The organism is Marinobacterium aestuariivivens (genome assembly GCF_042661465.1).
GTDB classification, from domain to species: Bacteria; Pseudomonadota; Gammaproteobacteria; order Pseudomonadales; family Balneatricaceae; genus Marinobacterium_A; species Marinobacterium_A aestuariivivens.
In genome coordinates this window covers 903,435-917,681 of sequence record NZ_JBHSWE010000001.1, presented here as the reverse complement: position 1 = coordinate 917,681, position 14,247 = coordinate 903,435, and the positions used below count along the sequence as shown (strand labels likewise).

17 protein-coding genes and 2 pseudogenes are annotated in these 14,247 nt (G+C 63.0%); 9 read left to right on the top strand and 10 right to left on the bottom strand.

What is annotated here, in order from left to right; genetic code table 11:
- Positions 1-123 precede the first annotated feature (123 nt).
- From rapZ to ACFQDL_RS04785, 9 genes and pseudogenes are all read right to left on the bottom strand, one after another.
- A complete protein-coding gene (rapZ, locus tag ACFQDL_RS04825; RefSeq protein WP_379908049.1) occupies positions 124-984 on the bottom strand; it encodes an RNase adapter RapZ in 861 nt (286 codons plus the stop codon).
- A 61-nt stretch (positions 985-1,045) separates the two neighbouring features.
- A complete protein-coding gene (gene ptsN / locus ACFQDL_RS04820; RefSeq protein WP_379908048.1) occupies positions 1,046-1,504 on the bottom strand; it encodes a PTS IIA-like nitrogen regulatory protein PtsN in 459 nt (152 codons plus the stop codon).
- 19 nt (positions 1,505-1,523) lie between these two features.
- On the bottom strand, positions 1,524-1,814 hold the full coding sequence (gene hpf / locus ACFQDL_RS04815; RefSeq protein ID WP_379908047.1) for a ribosome hibernation-promoting factor, HPF/YfiA family: 291 nt from the start codon (positions 1,812-1,814) through the stop codon (positions 1,524-1,526).
- A gap of 49 nt (positions 1,815-1,863) precedes the next feature.
- A pseudogene (locus ACFQDL_RS04810) lies at positions 1,864-3,373 on the bottom strand (RNA polymerase factor sigma-54).
- Between the two features lie 76 nt (positions 3,374-3,449).
- The gene (gene lptB, locus ACFQDL_RS04805) at positions 3,450-4,124 is read right to left on the bottom strand and encodes an LPS export ABC transporter ATP-binding protein (RefSeq protein ID WP_379908046.1); all 675 of its coding nucleotides are present in this window, start codon (positions 4,122-4,124) and stop codon (positions 3,450-3,452) included.
- A 49-nt stretch (positions 4,125-4,173) separates the two neighbouring features.
- Entirely contained in the window at positions 4,174-4,683 is a 510-nt protein-coding gene (gene lptA / locus ACFQDL_RS04800) for a lipopolysaccharide transport periplasmic protein LptA (protein WP_379908045.1), read from the bottom strand.
- Complete coding sequence (gene lptC, locus ACFQDL_RS04795; RefSeq protein ID WP_379908044.1) at positions 4,670-5,242, bottom strand: LPS export ABC transporter periplasmic protein LptC; 573 nt, start codon at positions 5,240-5,242, stop codon at positions 4,670-4,672. The genes lptA and lptC overlap by 14 nt, the downstream gene beginning before the upstream one ends.
- Positions 5,242-5,784: a KdsC family phosphatase gene (locus tag ACFQDL_RS04790; protein WP_379908043.1), complete on the bottom strand. Its 543-nt coding sequence runs from the start codon at positions 5,782-5,784 to the stop codon at positions 5,242-5,244. Before ACFQDL_RS04790 ends, lptC begins: the two co-directional genes overlap by 1 nt.
- Positions 5,784-6,758 (bottom strand): KpsF/GutQ family sugar-phosphate isomerase, encoded by a 975-nt coding sequence (locus tag ACFQDL_RS04785; protein WP_379908042.1) that lies wholly within the window; start codon positions 6,756-6,758, stop codon positions 5,784-5,786. The genes ACFQDL_RS04790 and ACFQDL_RS04785 overlap by 1 nt, the downstream gene beginning before the upstream one ends.
- A 377-nt stretch (positions 6,759-7,135) precedes the next feature.
- Here ACFQDL_RS04785 and ACFQDL_RS04780 point away from each other — a divergent pair, with 377 nt between their 5' ends.
- The 9 genes and pseudogenes from ACFQDL_RS04780 (at position 7,136) to hisD (ending at position 13,911) form a co-directional block, all read left to right on the top strand.
- Positions 7,136-7,945, top strand: a complete 810-nt coding sequence (locus ACFQDL_RS04780; RefSeq protein WP_379908041.1) for an ATP-binding cassette domain-containing protein — start codon at positions 7,136-7,138, stop codon at positions 7,943-7,945.
- Between the two features lie 3 nt (positions 7,946-7,948).
- The gene (mlaE, locus tag ACFQDL_RS04775; RefSeq protein WP_379908040.1) at positions 7,949-8,731 is read left to right on the top strand and encodes a lipid asymmetry maintenance ABC transporter permease subunit MlaE; all 783 of its coding nucleotides are present in this window, start codon (positions 7,949-7,951) and stop codon (positions 8,729-8,731) included.
- Entirely contained in the window at positions 8,732-9,190 is a 459-nt protein-coding gene (gene mlaD, locus ACFQDL_RS04770; RefSeq protein ID WP_379908039.1) for an outer membrane lipid asymmetry maintenance protein MlaD, read from the top strand. It begins immediately after the preceding gene.
- Between the two features lie 8 nt (positions 9,191-9,198).
- On the top strand, positions 9,199-9,840 hold the full coding sequence (locus tag ACFQDL_RS04765; RefSeq protein ID WP_379908038.1) for an MlaC/ttg2D family ABC transporter substrate-binding protein: 642 nt from the start codon (positions 9,199-9,201) through the stop codon (positions 9,838-9,840).
- Positions 9,840-10,136 (top strand): STAS domain-containing protein, encoded by a 297-nt coding sequence (locus tag ACFQDL_RS04760; RefSeq protein WP_379908037.1) that lies wholly within the window; start codon positions 9,840-9,842, stop codon positions 10,134-10,136. Before ACFQDL_RS04765 ends, ACFQDL_RS04760 begins: the two co-directional genes overlap by 1 nt.
- Before the next feature lie 240 nt (positions 10,137-10,376).
- On the top strand, positions 10,377-10,619 hold the full coding sequence (locus ACFQDL_RS04755) for a BolA family protein (protein ID WP_379908036.1): 243 nt from the start codon (positions 10,377-10,379) through the stop codon (positions 10,617-10,619).
- Between the two features lie 52 nt (positions 10,620-10,671).
- Positions 10,672-11,934 (top strand): UDP-N-acetylglucosamine 1-carboxyvinyltransferase, encoded by a 1,263-nt coding sequence (murA, locus tag ACFQDL_RS04750; RefSeq protein WP_379908035.1) that lies wholly within the window; start codon positions 10,672-10,674, stop codon positions 11,932-11,934.
- A gap of 20 nt (positions 11,935-11,954) precedes the next feature.
- Positions 11,955-12,599, top strand: a complete 645-nt coding sequence (gene hisG / locus ACFQDL_RS04745) for an ATP phosphoribosyltransferase (RefSeq protein WP_379908034.1) — start codon at positions 11,955-11,957, stop codon at positions 12,597-12,599.
- 2 nt (positions 12,600-12,601) lie between these two features.
- Positions 12,602-13,911, top strand: a pseudogene (gene hisD / locus ACFQDL_RS04740) (histidinol dehydrogenase).
- 126 nt (positions 13,912-14,037) lie between these two features.
- Here hisD and ACFQDL_RS04735 read toward each other — a convergent pair.
- Positions 14,038-14,217: a PDZ domain-containing protein gene (locus tag ACFQDL_RS04735; RefSeq protein WP_379912881.1), complete on the bottom strand. Its 180-nt coding sequence runs from the start codon at positions 14,215-14,217 to the stop codon at positions 14,038-14,040.
- Between the last annotated feature and the right edge of the window lie 30 nt (positions 14,218-14,247).

Below are 14,247 nucleotides of genomic sequence, written 5' to 3'. Positions count from 1 at the left end.
GACCACTGCTGCTGTCGGTCCATCGCACGATGACGGACATGCACATTATCCATACACCGCCGGAAATGGCCAGCCGATTGATCGAAAGCGGGGGCGTAAGGCGTAAAGCGTAAGGGGCAAGGTTCAGTCCAGCTCCCGATGCCGGACGTGGACGTTTTCCATCAACTGGCGGAAATGGGCGGCCAGCCGTTCGGCGATGTATACCGAGCGGTGTTGTCCGCCGGTGCAGCCGATACCGATGGTAATGTAACTTCGATTGCTGGTCTTGAAACGCGGCAGCCACTTTTCGACAAAGCTGCGGATATCGCCGATCATCTCGGCCACTTCCGGTGCCTGTTCGAGAAACAGCACCACCGGCTCGTCGAGTCCGGTGAAGCCGCGCAGATCGGGTACCCAGAAGGGGTTGGGCAGCACCCTCACATCGAAGCTGAAGTCCACGTCGAGGGGGACGCCGTGCTTGAAACCGAAGGACTCGAATTGCAGCGAAACCTGCTGTTCGCGATGGCGCGAGACCCGCTCCTTGATATTGTCGCGCAGGTCGTAGAGCTTCAGCCGGGTGGTGTCGATACGCAGATCCGAAAGGTTGGCAATGGGCTCGAGCAGTTCGCGCTCGTACTCGATGGCCTGCTGCAGGCTGGTGTTCTCGTCGGACAGCGGATGCTTGCGCCGGGTCGCGCTGTAGCGCTTGAGCAGTGTCGGATCCGAGGCGTCCAGGTAGAGCACCTCGATGTCGACCTGGTCGAAGCGCGTGCGCATGTTGCCGAGCAGGTCGGGGAACTGGCGCAGGTTGCTCAGCAGGTTGCGGGCGTCGATGCTCACCGCGAGTTTTTCGGGCGGAGAGCTGTCCCGTTGCATCTGTTCGAGTAGATCGGGCAGCAGCAGTGCCGGCAGGTTGTCGATGCAGTAGAAATCGACGTCTTCGAGCGCCTGCAGCGCGGTGCTCTTGCCGGAGCCGGAGCGGCCGCTGATGACAACCAGTTTCATCGCAGTTTCCGCATCGGGTTGGAGAGAGGGGCGGCGCGGGAATGCCCTGCCGCCTGTCGAATCATCCCTTGGCCAGGCGCAGGGCCGTGTCAAAGAGTTGCTGGTCGGTGGAGGTGTCGCGCAAAGCCGCGAGAACTTCCTGGCGGCTGAACAGTTCTGCCAGCATGGCCAGGGTCTGCAGATGTTCGTCGCTGGCCTCGGAGGGCACCAGCAACACGAACAGCAGATCGACGGGTTGATTATCAATGGCGTCGAAGTCGATGGGTTCCACCAGTTTGATCAACATGCCGATTGCCCGCTGCGCCTGGTCGAGACGACAGTGGGGAATGGCGATGCCGCTGCCGATGCCGGTACTGCCCAGGCGTTCGCGGCCGATCAGGCCGCTGAAGATGTCTTCAGCGGCCAGACCCTGGGCCTGTTCGGCAATCAGTTTACTGGCAGTTTCCAGTACGCGCTTTTTGCTGCCGCCATCCAGGTTGCAGATTGTCAGGGGTGGGGTCAGCAGTTCATGCAGAGACATGGGCGTATTCGTTCAACCGTTACTTGTGGGTTTTCATCTTTTCCTTGTGCTTGATGATCTGCCGGTCGAGCTTGTCGGTCAAACCATCAATCGCAGCATACATATCGTCGTGCTGGTGGGTGGCGAAGAGCTTGCCCCCGGCCAGGTGTACATCGGCTTCCGCCTGCTGACGCTGTTTCTCCACACTCAGAGTGACCTGAACATTGGTGATATTGTCGAAATGACGCTCCAGTTTTCCGAACTTGCTGTGTACATAGTCGTTCAACGCATCGGTGAGTTCGACATGATGTCCAGTGATGTTGATCTGCATAATTCTCTCCTAGTCACAGCGACGAAAGCTCGCCTTGTTTGCAATTCAATTAAACCAGACGCTTGCGCTCATTAGAAGGCGCAATATTCATTGCCTCGCGGTATTTGGCCACCGTGCGGCGGGCAACCTTGAATCCCTGTTCGTCGAGCAGCTGGGCAATCTTGCTGTCGCTAAGCGGTTTGACCGTATTTTCGGCGGCCACGAGCTTCTTGATCAGGGCGCGAATGGCCGTGGAGGAGGCGGCGCCGCCGTCGGCCGTGCCGACATGGCTGGAAAAGAAGTACTTCAGCTCGAAGATGCCACGGGGGTGTGCATGTACTTCTGCGTCGTGACCCGTGAGATGGTGGATTCGTGCATCTCCACCGCCTCGGCGATGTCATGCAGCACCAGCGGCTGCATGGCCTCCTCGCCCTGCTCGAGGAAGCCCTCCTGGCGGGCGACGATCTCCTTGGCCACCTTGAGCAGCGTTTCGTTGCGGCTCTGCAGGCTCTTGATGAACCAGCGCGCCTCCTGCAGGTGGTTTTTCAGGTAGGTGTTGTCCGAGCTGTTGTCGGCACGACGGATCAGGTCCGAGTACTGGGTATTGATGCGCAGCCGTGGCGCGGTTTCCGGATTCAGCATCACCTGCCAGAAGCCCTTCACCTTGGTCACCACCACGTCGGGGATGACGTATTCGGCGGCGTTGGCGGTGATGCTGGCGCCTGGCTGGGGGTTGAGGCTCTGTATCAGCTGGATCACTTCCTGCAGCTGCGGCTCCTTGAGCCGGGTGCGGCGCATCAGCTGCTTGTAGTCGCGGCTCCCGAGCAGCTGTATATGGTCACTGACGACACGAACCGCCTCGTTGCGCCAGGGCGTCTGTTCCGGCAACTGACGCAGCTGGATAGCCAGGCACTCGCCGAGGTCGCGGCCGCCGACGCCCGGCGGGTCGAACTGCTGGATACGGTGCAGTACCGCCTCTACATCCTCGAGTTCGACGTCTGCGAAGTCGTTCGCATCCTGCTGCTTGAAGTGCTCGAGCAGCTCGTCCAGGGCGATGCGCAGATAGCCGTCGGCATCGATGCCGTCGATGATGCCGGTCGCCATCAGGCGGTCCAGGTCGCTCATCGGCGTCAGGTTGAGCTGCCATTCGAGATGGTCCTGCAGGGTTTCCTCGGCGCTGTCGTTGGACTCGAAGTCGCTGTCGTCGTCGCGTGCCGGGCCGCTCGGGGTGCTGCTCTGGTAGGTGTCGTCCCAGGAGCTGTCGATGCCGAGCTCCTCGGGAATATTGTCATTCCACTGGTCTTCGGCCTGGGGGCTGTCGTCGCTGTCGTCACGCTGGCTGGCGGCCTCGCCCTCGTCGCTGCGCTCGCCCGATTCCTGGGTCTGGCGTTCGCTATAGTCGTTCTCCGGTGCTTCGTCGTGCTCCTCTTCGGAGACTTCCAGCATCGGGTTGTTTTCCAGCGCTTCCTGAATCTCCTGCTGCAGATCGAGCGTCGACAGCTGAAGCAGGCGTATGGCCTGTTGCAGCTGGGGGTCATGGTCAGATGCTGACCGATTTTCAGGTGGAGCCCTTGCTTCATAGAGAGACTGCGTTTGTTATGTAGTGGCTGGGGGTCATGTGCATTATATGCCTAATGGGCGGACGGGGCAGAAAAGCTATAACCTGAATTGCTCGCCGAGGTAGGCGGCCCGGACCTTGTCGTTGGAGGTGATCTCCTCGGGCGTGCCCTGGGCGAGGATGCCGCCTTCGCTGACAATATAGGCCCGTTCGCAGATATCCAGGGTTTCGCGCACGTTGTGGTCGGTGATCAGGATGCCGATGCCCTTGGCCTGCAGATGGCGGATGGTGTTCTTGATATCGTTGACCGAGATCGGGTCGACGCCGGCGAAAGGTTCGTCCAGCAGGATAAAGGTCGGCTCGGTCGCGAGCGCCCGGGCGATTTCGACGCGGCGCCGTTCACCGCCGGACAGGGCCATGCCCAGGCTGTCGCGGATATGGACGATATGGAACTCCTCGAGCAGCTCCTCGAGCCGCTTGTCGCGACCGGCACGGTCGAGGTCGCGCCGGGTCTCGAGGATCGCCATCAGGTTGTCGCGCACGCTGAGCTTGCGAAAGATCGAGGCTTCCTGCGGCAGGTAGCCGAGGCCGCGACGGGCGCGGCCATGCATGGGCAGTGCCGTGATCTCGTCGCCGTTGAGCAGGATCTGGCCGCGGTCGGCGTTGACCAGACCGACGATCATGTAGAAGCAGGTGGTCTTGCCGGCGCCGTTGGGGCCCAGCAGGCCGGTGATCTCGCCGCTCTTCAGGCTCAGCGAGACGTCTCGGACCACTTCGCGCCCCTTGTAGCTTTTCGCCAGTTGCCGGCCTCGAGGATGCTGGTCATTCAGCCGCCCCTTTGGGCTGGATCACCATCTGCACCCGCTGGCCCTGCTCTCCCTTGCCGCTGAAGGCGTTGACGATCGACTTGTCGAGGTTGTAGACGATCTTCTGGCCGGTGAAGGTGTCTTTTTGCTGCACCACTTTCGCCTCGCCGGTAATGGTGACCTCGCGGCGACCGATGTCGTAGTCCATGCGTTCGCCGTAGGCGTTGGTGACCGGCTTGTTGCTGGCGGCCTGCTGCTGGAAGTGGACGTTGCCGGTGGCCAGGATGCGACTGACATCGCCATCGTTGCGGTGCAGGTCCACCTGGCGGGCGCTGATTTTCATCGACCCCTGCTCGATATGGACATTGCCGGCATAGGTGGTGACGCCGCTGACGTCATCGATGGTGGCCTGGTCGGCGCTGATATGGATCGGCTGGTTGCGATCGCCCGGCAGTGCCAGGGCGCTGCCGGAAATGGCCAGGGCCAGCAGTGCCGCCAGCCAGGTACCTGTGTCAGTTGCTCTCATAGCGCCCCTCGACCTCGGACAGTAACTCGACTTTGCGTTCATTGAAATAAGCCTTCATGCCGCGGGCGGCGGTTTCGCCCTGTTCGCTGATGATTCGCACCGGTGCATCGGTCTCGGCATACTGCTGCTCCGGCAGCAGTTTCAGGCGGGTGGTTTCCAGCTGTAACAAAGTACCGCTGTCCGGTTCGTCGAACACCCGCACATCGCCGCTCAGGTCGATCCGCTCGTTGCTGTCGAGCATCTCGCCCTCGAGCGCACTGATCCTGATGCGGCCGCCGGCTTCATCATCCCGCAGCAGGGTGACCTGTGGCCGGCTGGCCTGCAGCCGCCCGGGATCGGGGTAGTGTTCGAGTTCGGGGGACGCCAGTTCCTGGTGCAGCCGGCCGCTGGCGTCGAACTGGCGTACCCGGGCGTCGCGCAGGTAGAAATCGGTGTCGGCCACGTCCGGCGCCAGTGTCGGCGCCGGCGTTTCGGTCGGCGCGCGTCCCGCGCCCCAGTACAGCAGTACCGGTGCCAGCAGTGCCGTCGCCAGTATCAGTCGCGTGCGACTGCGAAGCACTACAGATACTCCGCCGCGATCGACTCGAGCTGGCCCCGGGCCAGCAGGATCTGTTCGCAGAATTCGCGGCCGGCGCCGTTGCCGCCGGCGCGGCGGGTGCACCAGTCGGCATGTTCCCGTACCAGCGGATGGCCGTTGGGTACGGTGGCGCCAAAGGCAACGGCGCGGATCGCCGCCAGATCCGGCCAGTCGTCGCCGATATAGGCGGTGGTCCCGGCACCGTGGCCGGTTTCGGCCCAGAGTTCCTCGAGGGCGACCAGCTTGTCCTCGCGGCCCTGCCGCAGATGGGTGATGCCCAGCGCCTTGGCCCGCAGCTCGACCTGGGGCGATCGGCGGCCGGTGATGATCGCCGTCTCGACGCCGGCCTTTTGCAGCAGCTTGATGCCAAGGCCGTCGAGGATGTTGAACTCCTTGACCTCGGTACCGTCGGCGAGAAACTGCAGCCGGCCGCTGGTGAGGACACCGTCGACATCGAAGACCGCCAGGGTCACGCCGCGCAGGCGTTCGGTCAGTTCGTCGGATAGCTCTGCTACAAGGAACATCAGATGACTCCGGCTTTCAGCATGTCGTGCATGTTCAGGGCGCCGACCGGACGACGCTGCTCGTCCAGCACCAGCAGTGAGTTGATCTGGCGGCTCTGCATGATCTGCAGCGCTTCGGCGGCGAGGATGTCGGACTCGACCACCGTGCCGTTGGGTGTCATCACCTCGGAGATAGGCGTGTGCCTGAGGTCCACTTCGTGATCGAGGGTACGGCGCAGATCGCCGTCGGTAAAGATGCCGCACAGGCGTCCGGCTTCGTCGACCACGGCGGTCATCCCGAGGCGCTTGCGGGTCACTTCCAGCAGCGCTTCGTAGACCGGGGTGGTGCGGGTGACGCTCGGCACATCGTCGCCGGTATGCATCAGGTCGCTGACCTTGAGCAGCAGGCGCCGCCCCAGGCTGCCGCCCGGGTGCGAGAAGGCGAAGTCGTCGGCGCTGAAGCCGCGGGCCTCGAGCAGGGCGATCGCCAGTGCATCGCCGATCACCAGTTGAGCGGTGGTGCTGGAGGTCGGTGCCAGGCCCAGCGGGCAGGCCTCGCGCTCGACGCCGATATGCAGGCTGGCGTCGGCGGCCCGGGCCAGGGTCGAGTCCGGGTTCGCCGTAATGCTGATCAGCGGGGTGCTCATGCGCTTGATCAGGGGCAGGATGGTGACCACTTCCGAGGTCTCGCCCGAGTTCGACAGCGCAATCACCACATCCTTGTCGGTAATCATGCCCATGTCGCCGTGGCTGGCTTCGCCGGGATGGACGAAAAACGCCGGTGTGCCGGTGCTGGCGAGGGTCGCCGCGATCTTGTTGCCGATATGACCGGATTTGCCCATGCCAGTGACGATGACACGGCCCTGGCAGTTCAGCATCAGGTCGCAGGCGGTCGTGAAGTCGCCATTCAGGTGGTTGAGCAGGTCGGAGACGGCATCGCGCTCCAGTTCGATGGTGCGCCGGGCGGCGCTCAGGTAGTCGAAGGGTTTGCTCATTGAATTCTGCCCTGATGGTCCTTTGGGTGTTCATAGTGTACAGCAGTGGCGGATGGCTGCCATGCTGCGGCGGCTGCCGGCCCCGGTCTGGTCCGGTTTCGCCCGTACGTGAAAAGGCGCTATTAAAACAGAATGCCGGTAGGGTGCAAGTCCGCGGCCGTCCGGTCGCGGGCCTCGACCTGCGCCCGTCAATGGCAACCGGCCGCTGCCGCTGCCGCTGTTGCCGCTGTGCCCGGCGGGCCTTCGCGGCGTCGAAAGGGGCGGCTGGCGTCCGGTTTTACATTTCCGCTTTTTGCATTGCGGTGATATATTGCGCGTTTTCCAAAGACCGGGCAAAAAACGACGGTGGACACAAGGCCGGTCCGCCGCTTCATCTTATGGACATGTTCGAAGACGTCATCATCAATATTCACGACCTCACCTTTACCCGTGGCGAGCGGGTGATCTTTCGCGACCTGGATATTCAGATCCCGCGTGGCAAGGTGACGGCCATCATGGGCCCCTCCGGTACCGGCAAGACCACCTTGCTGAAGCTGATCGGCGGCCAGCTGCTGCCCGATCGCGGCCGCATCGAACTCGACGGCGCCAATATACCGACCCTGTCCCGCGGGGACCTGTTCGAGGTGCGGGCCCGCCTCGGGATGCTGTTCCAGAGCGGTGCGCTGTTTACCGACATGAACGTATTCGAGAATGTCGCCTTTCCGTTGCGGGTCCATACCGATCTGCCGGAGGACATGATTCGCGACGTGGTGCTGATGAAACTGCAGGCCGTGGGGCTGCGCGGCGCACGGGAACTGATGCCGAGCGAGCTCTCCGGCGGCATGGCGCGGCGTGTGGCTCTGGCGCGCGCCATCGCCCTCGATCCCCATCTGGTGATGTACGACGAGCCCTTTACCGGTCAGGATCCCATCGCGATGGGGGTGCTGGTCAATCTGATCCGGCGCCTCAATCAGGCGCTTGGGCACACCAGCATCATCGTTTCACATGACATTCAGGAAACCCTAGGTATAGCTGACTACATCTATCTGGTATCCGATGGCTCGGTGATTGCCCGTGGCACCCCCACGGAGCTGGCCGAGGTGGAGTCGGAACAGGTGCGGCAGTTCATGAAGGGGCTGCCCGATGGCCCGGTGCCGTTCCATTTTCCGGCCGGCGACTATCAGGCCGAGCTGATGAAAGGGTATTAAGCGATGCTGGATCAGATTCAGACGCTGGGGCGTTACGGCCTGGCGCGGATGGCGGCCGTGGGCCGTTCCGGGATGCTGCTCGGACATGCGCTGGTGGCAAGGCCCCAGCCGGTCAAGATGTTTCCGCTGCTGCTCAAGCAGATCTATTTCGTCGGCGTGCTGTCGCTGGTCATCATCCTGGTGTCCGGCATGTTCATCGGCATGGTGCTGGGGCTGCAGGGCTACACCATCCTGGTGGATTACGGCTCGGAGCAGGCTGTCGGCCAGATGGTGGCGCTGAGCCTGGTGCGCGAGCTCGCACCGGTGGTTGCGGCGCTGCTGTTCGCCGGGCGCGCGGGCTCGGCGCTGACCGCCGAAATTGGCCTGATGAAGGCGACCGAGCAGCTGTCCAGTCTCGAGATGATCGGGGTCGATCCCTATCGCCAGATTATCGCGCCGCGTTTCTGGGCCGGTTTTATCTGCCTGCCGATACTGGCGGCGATCTTCTCGATCGTCGGCGTCTGGGGCGGTGCCCTGGTCGGTATCGAATGGCTCGGTATCTACGAGGGGTCCTTCTGGGCCAATATGCAGAACTCGGTGGATTTCCACGAGGATATTCTCAATGGACTGATCAAGGCTGTGGCCTTCGGCTTCGTCGTGACCTGGATTGCGGTTTTTCAGGGCTACGACTGCGTACCGACCTCCGAGGGGATCAGTCAGGCCACCACCCGCACCGTTGTCTACGCGTCGCTGTGGGTGCTGGGGCTCGACTTCGTTCTCACCGCCTTGATGTTTGGAGATCTTTGAATGCGTACGAGGGTAATGGAGATCAGTGTCGGCGGCTTCATGCTGGCAGGGATCCTGGCACTGATTCTGCTGGCACTGAATGTCAGCGGGCTGCATGTCTCCGACAGCAGCGGCAGCTACCGGGTCAACGCCCGGTTCGAGAACATCGGCGGGCTGGCGGCGCGCTCCAAGGTCACGCTGTCGGGCGTGCAGATTGGTCAGGTCAAGGCGATTCGCATCGACGAGCGCATGCTGATGGCCGTGGTCGAAATGGATATCAACGGCTCGGTCGACTATCTCAGCCGCGACAGCTCGGCTCAGATACTGACTTCGGGTCTGCTCGGGGAGCAGTATATCGGCATTACCCCGGGGGCCGATGACGAGATGCTGAAAGACGGCGATACCATCGAAAACACCCAGTCTGCGCTGGTGTTGGAAAGCCTGGTCAGCAAGTTCCTGTTCAACAAAATCAGTGAGTGAGGTGGGCAATGAAAGAATTGCTGAAGTGTTTCGCGCTGATCGGCATGCTGCTGGCGCCGGTCGTGCAAGCCGATCCCCAATGGGATGCGGCGAGCAAGGTGGTCGAAAAAGTGACCGCCGACATGGTGACGCTGATCGAGCAGGGCGTCGACGTCAACGACGATGCCTCCTTCCAGGCCTCGATGGCGACGATAGAGCAAACCGTGGAGGGGGTCATCGACTTCGGTTACATCGCCCAGCGTGTGATGGGCAAGTACTATCGCCGCGCCAGCGACGAGGAGCGGGCGCGCTTTGCCGAGGTGTTCCGTCAAACCATGGTCAAGACCTATACCAAGGCGCTGGCCGGCTTCGAGATCACCCGGGTCGAGCTGGTCGCACCGACGGTCGAGAGCCCGGAGCCGGACAAGCAGGTGGTGACCCTCGATGTCTATTCCGGCAACGGCACCAAGTACACCCTGGTCAACTACATGCTCGAGCGTGACGGTCAGTGGCAACTGGTGAACGTGATCGTCGATGGCATCAACCTGCGTCTGACCTTCACCAACCAGTTCGCCGATATGGCCGAGCGCAGCAATGGCAATGTCACCGTTGCGATCGACAGCTGGCAGAGCCAGATCGAGACCCGTGCGCTGCGGTCCGAGGACGCCTGATGGAGGCCTTCGTCGAGGTGCGCGAGCCTGATCAGCTCAGGCTGAGCGGCGACCTGCGATTTGCCACGGTGGTGGCGATCCGCGAGCGCCTCGAGCAGCTGATCGCCACCGGAAGTCCGACCTGCGTGGTGGACTTCTCGGCGGTCAAAAGCGCCGACAGCTCGGCACTCTCGCTCTGGCTCTGCTGCCGGCGCGAAGCACAGCGCCAGGGCGTTGTGCTCGAGGCGCGCGAGGTACCGGCCGAGCTGATGTCGGTGGCCCGGCTGGTGGGTCTGGAGCACATCTTCCCGGCCTGACCTGCCGGAGCATGAAGCGCTTCGCTGTGCTCTGCAGCATTTCATGGCGTTTTCGGCGACTGCGGACATGTAGGTTGGCCTGAGGCCGCAGGCCGAAGCCCAACACCGGAGCATGATGCGCTTCGCTGCGTTCTGCGGCATCCTACACGGTTTCGGCCGTTTAGGCGGCTTCGCCTTTTCGCACGCATTCCGCTATTATTCGGCGCCTGTTCAAGAAAAGTTTCAATGTTGGAGAGCGGCATGCAAGCTGAAGAAGTGAAACAGATTATCGAATCCCGGCTCGACGGCTGCACCGTGTATCCCGCCGGCGAAGGCTGCGACTTCCAGGTCACCGTCGTCGGCGAGATGTTCGCCGGTCTGTCGCCGGTGAAAAAGCAGCAGCTGGTCTATCAGTGCCTGCAGCAGCAGATCGCCGACGGCACCATCCATGCGCTGACCATCAAGACCTATACCCCGGAGCAGTGGCAGGCGCTACAGGCCTGATCGCGGGATCGCCGGGCCTTGGCCCGTCAGTCGTTTTAGAACAGGAGTCCTGATGGACAAGCTTTTGATCGAGGGTGGCGTCACCCTGAAGGGTGACGTGCGCATTTCCGGTGCCAAGAACGCCGCGCTGCCGATTCTGGCGGCAACGCTGCTGGCCGACGAGCCGGTGACCATCGGCAACCTGCCGCACCTCAACGACATCACCACCATGCTCGAGCTGGTGCGCCGGATGGGCGTGGAGCTGATCGTCGACGAGAAAATGAACGTCGAGGTGGACCCGCGCAGCATCCGGGAATTCCATGCGCCCTACGATCTGGTCAAGACCATGCGCGCCTCCATTCTGGTGCTGGGCCCGTTGCTGGCGCACTTCGGCGAAGCCCAGGTTTCGCTGCCCGGTGGCTGTGCCATCGGCAGCCGGCCGGTGGATCAGCATATCCGCGGCCTCGAAGCGATGGGCGCCGAGGTGCTGGTGGAGGGTGGCTATATCCACGCCCGCAGCAACGGCCGCCTGAAGGGCGCGCGGGTGTTCTTCGACATGGTCACGGTGACCGGTACCGAGAACATCCTGATGGCCGCGGCGCTGGCCGATGGCGAAACCATTCTCGAGAACGCTGCGCGCGAGCCCGAGGTGGTCGACCTGGCGAATTTCCTGATCGCCATGGGGGCGAAGATCAGCGGTCATGGTACCGACACCATACGGGTACAGGGCGTCGAGAGCCTCAAGGGCTGCCGCTATTCGGTGCAGCCGGACCGTATCGAAACCGGCACCTTCCTGGTGGCCGCGGCCGCCACCGGCGGCCGGGTGCGCTGCTACCAGACCCAGCCCGATATTCTCGATGCGGTGCTGCAGAAACTGACCGAGGCCGGCGCCGAGATCAGCTGCGGCGAGGACTGGATCGAACTCGACATGAAGGGGCAGCGACCGAAGGCGGTCAGTATCACCACCGCGCCCTATCCGGCATTTCCGACCGACATGCAGGCGCAGTTCTCAGCCCTGAACGCCGTTGCCGAGGGTGTTGGCCGGATCAAGGAAACCATTTTCGAGAACCGTTTCATGCACATGCAGGAGATGCTGCGCATGGGCGCCAATGTCACCATCGACGGCCATACCGCCATCATCGAGGGCGTCGCGCGGCTCAAGGGCGCCCCGGTGATGGCCACGGATCTGCGGGCCTCGGCGAGCCTCGTGATCGCGGCGCTGGTTGCCGACGGCGACACCCTGATCGACCGCATCTACCATATCGATCGCGGCTACGAATGCATTGAAGAAAAACTGCGGCTGCTGGGCGCGCGCATCCGCCGTGTACCGGGCTAGATCATTCTGACAGAGGACTTATGACGCAACCGCTGACCATCGCGCTCTCGAAGGGGCGTATCCTGAAAGAGACCCTGCCGCTGCTGGAAGCCGCCGGTATCACGCCGGCCGAAGATATCTTCAGCAGCCGCAAGCTGATCTTCGACACCAACCAGTCGCATGTGAAGCTCGTGGTCATCCGCGCCACCGATGTACCGACCTATGTCGAGTACGGCGGCGCCGATATGGGCATCTCGGGCAAGGATGTGCTGATGGAACATGGCGGTGAAGGCCTCTACGAGCCGCTGGACCTGGAGATCTCCCGCTGCCGGCTGATGACCGCGGGCCTGGTCGGGGCGGCGCCGGTGTCCGGAAGACTGCGGATCGCGACCAAGTTCGTCAATATCACCAAGGAGTACTTCGCCCGCCAGGGGCTCCAGGTCGATATCATCAAGCTTTACGGTGCCATGGAGCTGGCCCCGATCATGGGGCTGGCCGACCAGATTGTCGATATCGTCGATACCGGCAACACCCTGCGCGCCAATGGCCTTGAGCCGCTCGAGCTGATCGCGCCAATCAGCTCCCGCCTGGTGGTGGGGCAGGCGTCGATGAAAATGAAATACGATCAGATTCAGCCGATTGTCGACGGCATGGCAAAAGCCGTCGCATCGCGGCGCGGAGGTTGATTATGTCCGAACTGAGTGTTCAGCGGCTCGATGCGAGCCAGCCAGACTTCGAGCAGGCGCTTTCCGGTCTGCTGGCCTGGGAGTCGGTGTCCGACGACAAGGTCAACGCCATCGTCAACGAGATCCTCGCGCGGGTGCGCACCGAGGGCGATGCCGCCGTTATCGAATACAGCAATCGCTTCGACCGTCTCGACGCCACCGAAATGGCCGAGCTCGAACTCAGCCGCGAGCGTCTCGAACAGGCGCTCGGAGGCTTGCCGGCCTTGCAGCGCGAGGCGCTGGAAGAAGCGGCTGCGCGGGTCCGGAGCTACCATGAGCGGCAGAAGGGCGAGTCCTGGAGCTATACCGAGGCCGACGGTACCCTGCTGGGCCAGCAGGTGACGCCGATGGACCGGGTGGGCATCTATGTTCCGGGCGGCAAGGCGGCCTATCCGTCGTCGGTGCTGATGAACGCCATGCCGGCACGGGTCGCCGGTGTTCGCGAAATCATCATGGTGGTGCCGACTCCGGGCGGTGAACTCAACGAGCTGGTGCTGGCGGCGGCGGCCCGGCCGGCGTCGACCGTGTCTTCTGCATCGGTGGTGCCCAGGCGGTGGCGGCGCTGGCCTACGGCACCGAGACGGTGCCGGCTGTCGACAAGATCGTCGGCCCCGGCAACATCTTCGTCGCCACGGCGAAGAAGGCGGTATTCGGCCTGGTCGGCATCGACATGATCGCCGGCCCCTCGGAGATCCTGGTGATCTGCGACGGCAAGACCGATCCGGACTGGGTGGCGATGGATCTGTTCTCCCAGGCCGAGCATGACGAGGACGCCCAGTCGATCCTGGTCTGCCCCGATGACGATTACCTCGACCGCGTCGAGCAGAGCATGCTGCGGCTGCTGCCGACCATGGAGCGGCGCGAAATCATCGAGACCTCGCTGCGCAACCGGGCGGCGCTGATCAAGGTCCGGGATCTGGAGCAGGCGGTGGAGGTGTCGAACCGTGTCGCGCCGGAGCACCTGGAAGTGTCGGTCGAGGATCCGCAGGCACTGCTGCCGCGGATTCGCCACGCCGGGGCCATCTTCATGGGCCGCTATACGGCCGAAGCCCTGGGCGATTACTGCGCGGGTCCGAACCATGTGCTGCCGACGTCGGGCACTGCCCGTTTCTCGTCGCCGCTGGGGGTCTATGATTTCCAGAAGCGCTCGTCGCTGATCCAGTTTTCCGCCGACGGCGCTTCGTCGCTGGGGTCGGTCGCCTCGACCCTGGCCCGTGGCGAAGGCCTGACCGCCCATGCGCGTTCGGCCGAGTATCGGATAAAGGCGGATTGACCCGTAGGGTGGAATGAGCCTGCGAATTCCACCGGTGATATCAGCAGGCAGCGGAGCGAGCACAAACAAACTTCGTAGTCACCTGAAGCCACCGGTGGAATTCGCACCTTCGGTGCTCATTCCACCCTACTTCTCTTCCGGCGGCCTTTCGCCGATCGCGACGCTCAGCTGCAACGGCTTGCCATTGCGCAGGATGTCGATCTTCACCGTTTCGCCCGGTTTCAGGCCGGCGATCTGGTTCATCGAGGCCCGGCTGTCATCGACCGGTACGCCCCCGATCGCGGTCATGATATCGCCCGGCTGCAGGCCGGCGCGGTGGGCCGGCCCGTCCCGGAA

What these genes read in the sequence shown, in the direction of transcription:
- rapZ (WP_379908049.1), bottom strand. Translation starts at nt 984, where the DNA reads ATGAAACTGGTTGTCATCAGCGGCCGCTCCGGCTCCGGCAAGAGCACC.
- ptsN (WP_379908048.1), bottom strand. Translation starts at nt 1,504, where the DNA reads ATGTCTCTGCATGAACTGCTGACCCCACCCCTGACAATCTGCAACCTG.
- hpf (WP_379908047.1), bottom strand. Translation starts at nt 1,814, where the DNA reads ATGCAGATCAACATCACTGGACATCATGTCGAACTCACCGATGCGTTG.
- lptA (WP_379908045.1), bottom strand. Translation starts at nt 4,683, where the DNA reads ATGAGAGCAACTGACACAGGTACCTGGCTGGCGGCACTGCTGGCCCTG.
- ACFQDL_RS04790 (WP_379908043.1), bottom strand. Translation starts at nt 5,784, where the DNA reads ATGTTCCTTGTAGCAGAGCTATCCGACGAACTGACCGAACGCCTGCGC.
- ACFQDL_RS04785 (WP_379908042.1), bottom strand. Translation starts at nt 6,758, where the DNA reads ATGAGCAAACCCTTCGACTACCTGAGCGCCGCCCGGCGCACCATCGAA.
- ACFQDL_RS04780 (WP_379908041.1), top strand. Translation starts at nt 7,136, where the DNA reads ATGGACATGTTCGAAGACGTCATCATCAATATTCACGACCTCACCTTT.
- mlaE (WP_379908040.1), top strand. Translation starts at nt 7,949, where the DNA reads ATGCTGGATCAGATTCAGACGCTGGGGCGTTACGGCCTGGCGCGGATG.
- mlaD (WP_379908039.1), top strand. Translation starts at nt 8,732, where the DNA reads ATGCGTACGAGGGTAATGGAGATCAGTGTCGGCGGCTTCATGCTGGCA.
- ACFQDL_RS04765 (WP_379908038.1), top strand. Translation starts at nt 9,199, where the DNA reads ATGAAAGAATTGCTGAAGTGTTTCGCGCTGATCGGCATGCTGCTGGCG.
- ACFQDL_RS04760 (WP_379908037.1), top strand. Translation starts at nt 9,840, where the DNA reads ATGGAGGCCTTCGTCGAGGTGCGCGAGCCTGATCAGCTCAGGCTGAGC.
- ACFQDL_RS04755 (WP_379908036.1), top strand. Translation starts at nt 10,377, where the DNA reads ATGCAAGCTGAAGAAGTGAAACAGATTATCGAATCCCGGCTCGACGGC.
- murA (WP_379908035.1), top strand. Translation starts at nt 10,672, where the DNA reads ATGGACAAGCTTTTGATCGAGGGTGGCGTCACCCTGAAGGGTGACGTG.
- hisG (WP_379908034.1), top strand. Translation starts at nt 11,955, where the DNA reads ATGACGCAACCGCTGACCATCGCGCTCTCGAAGGGGCGTATCCTGAAA.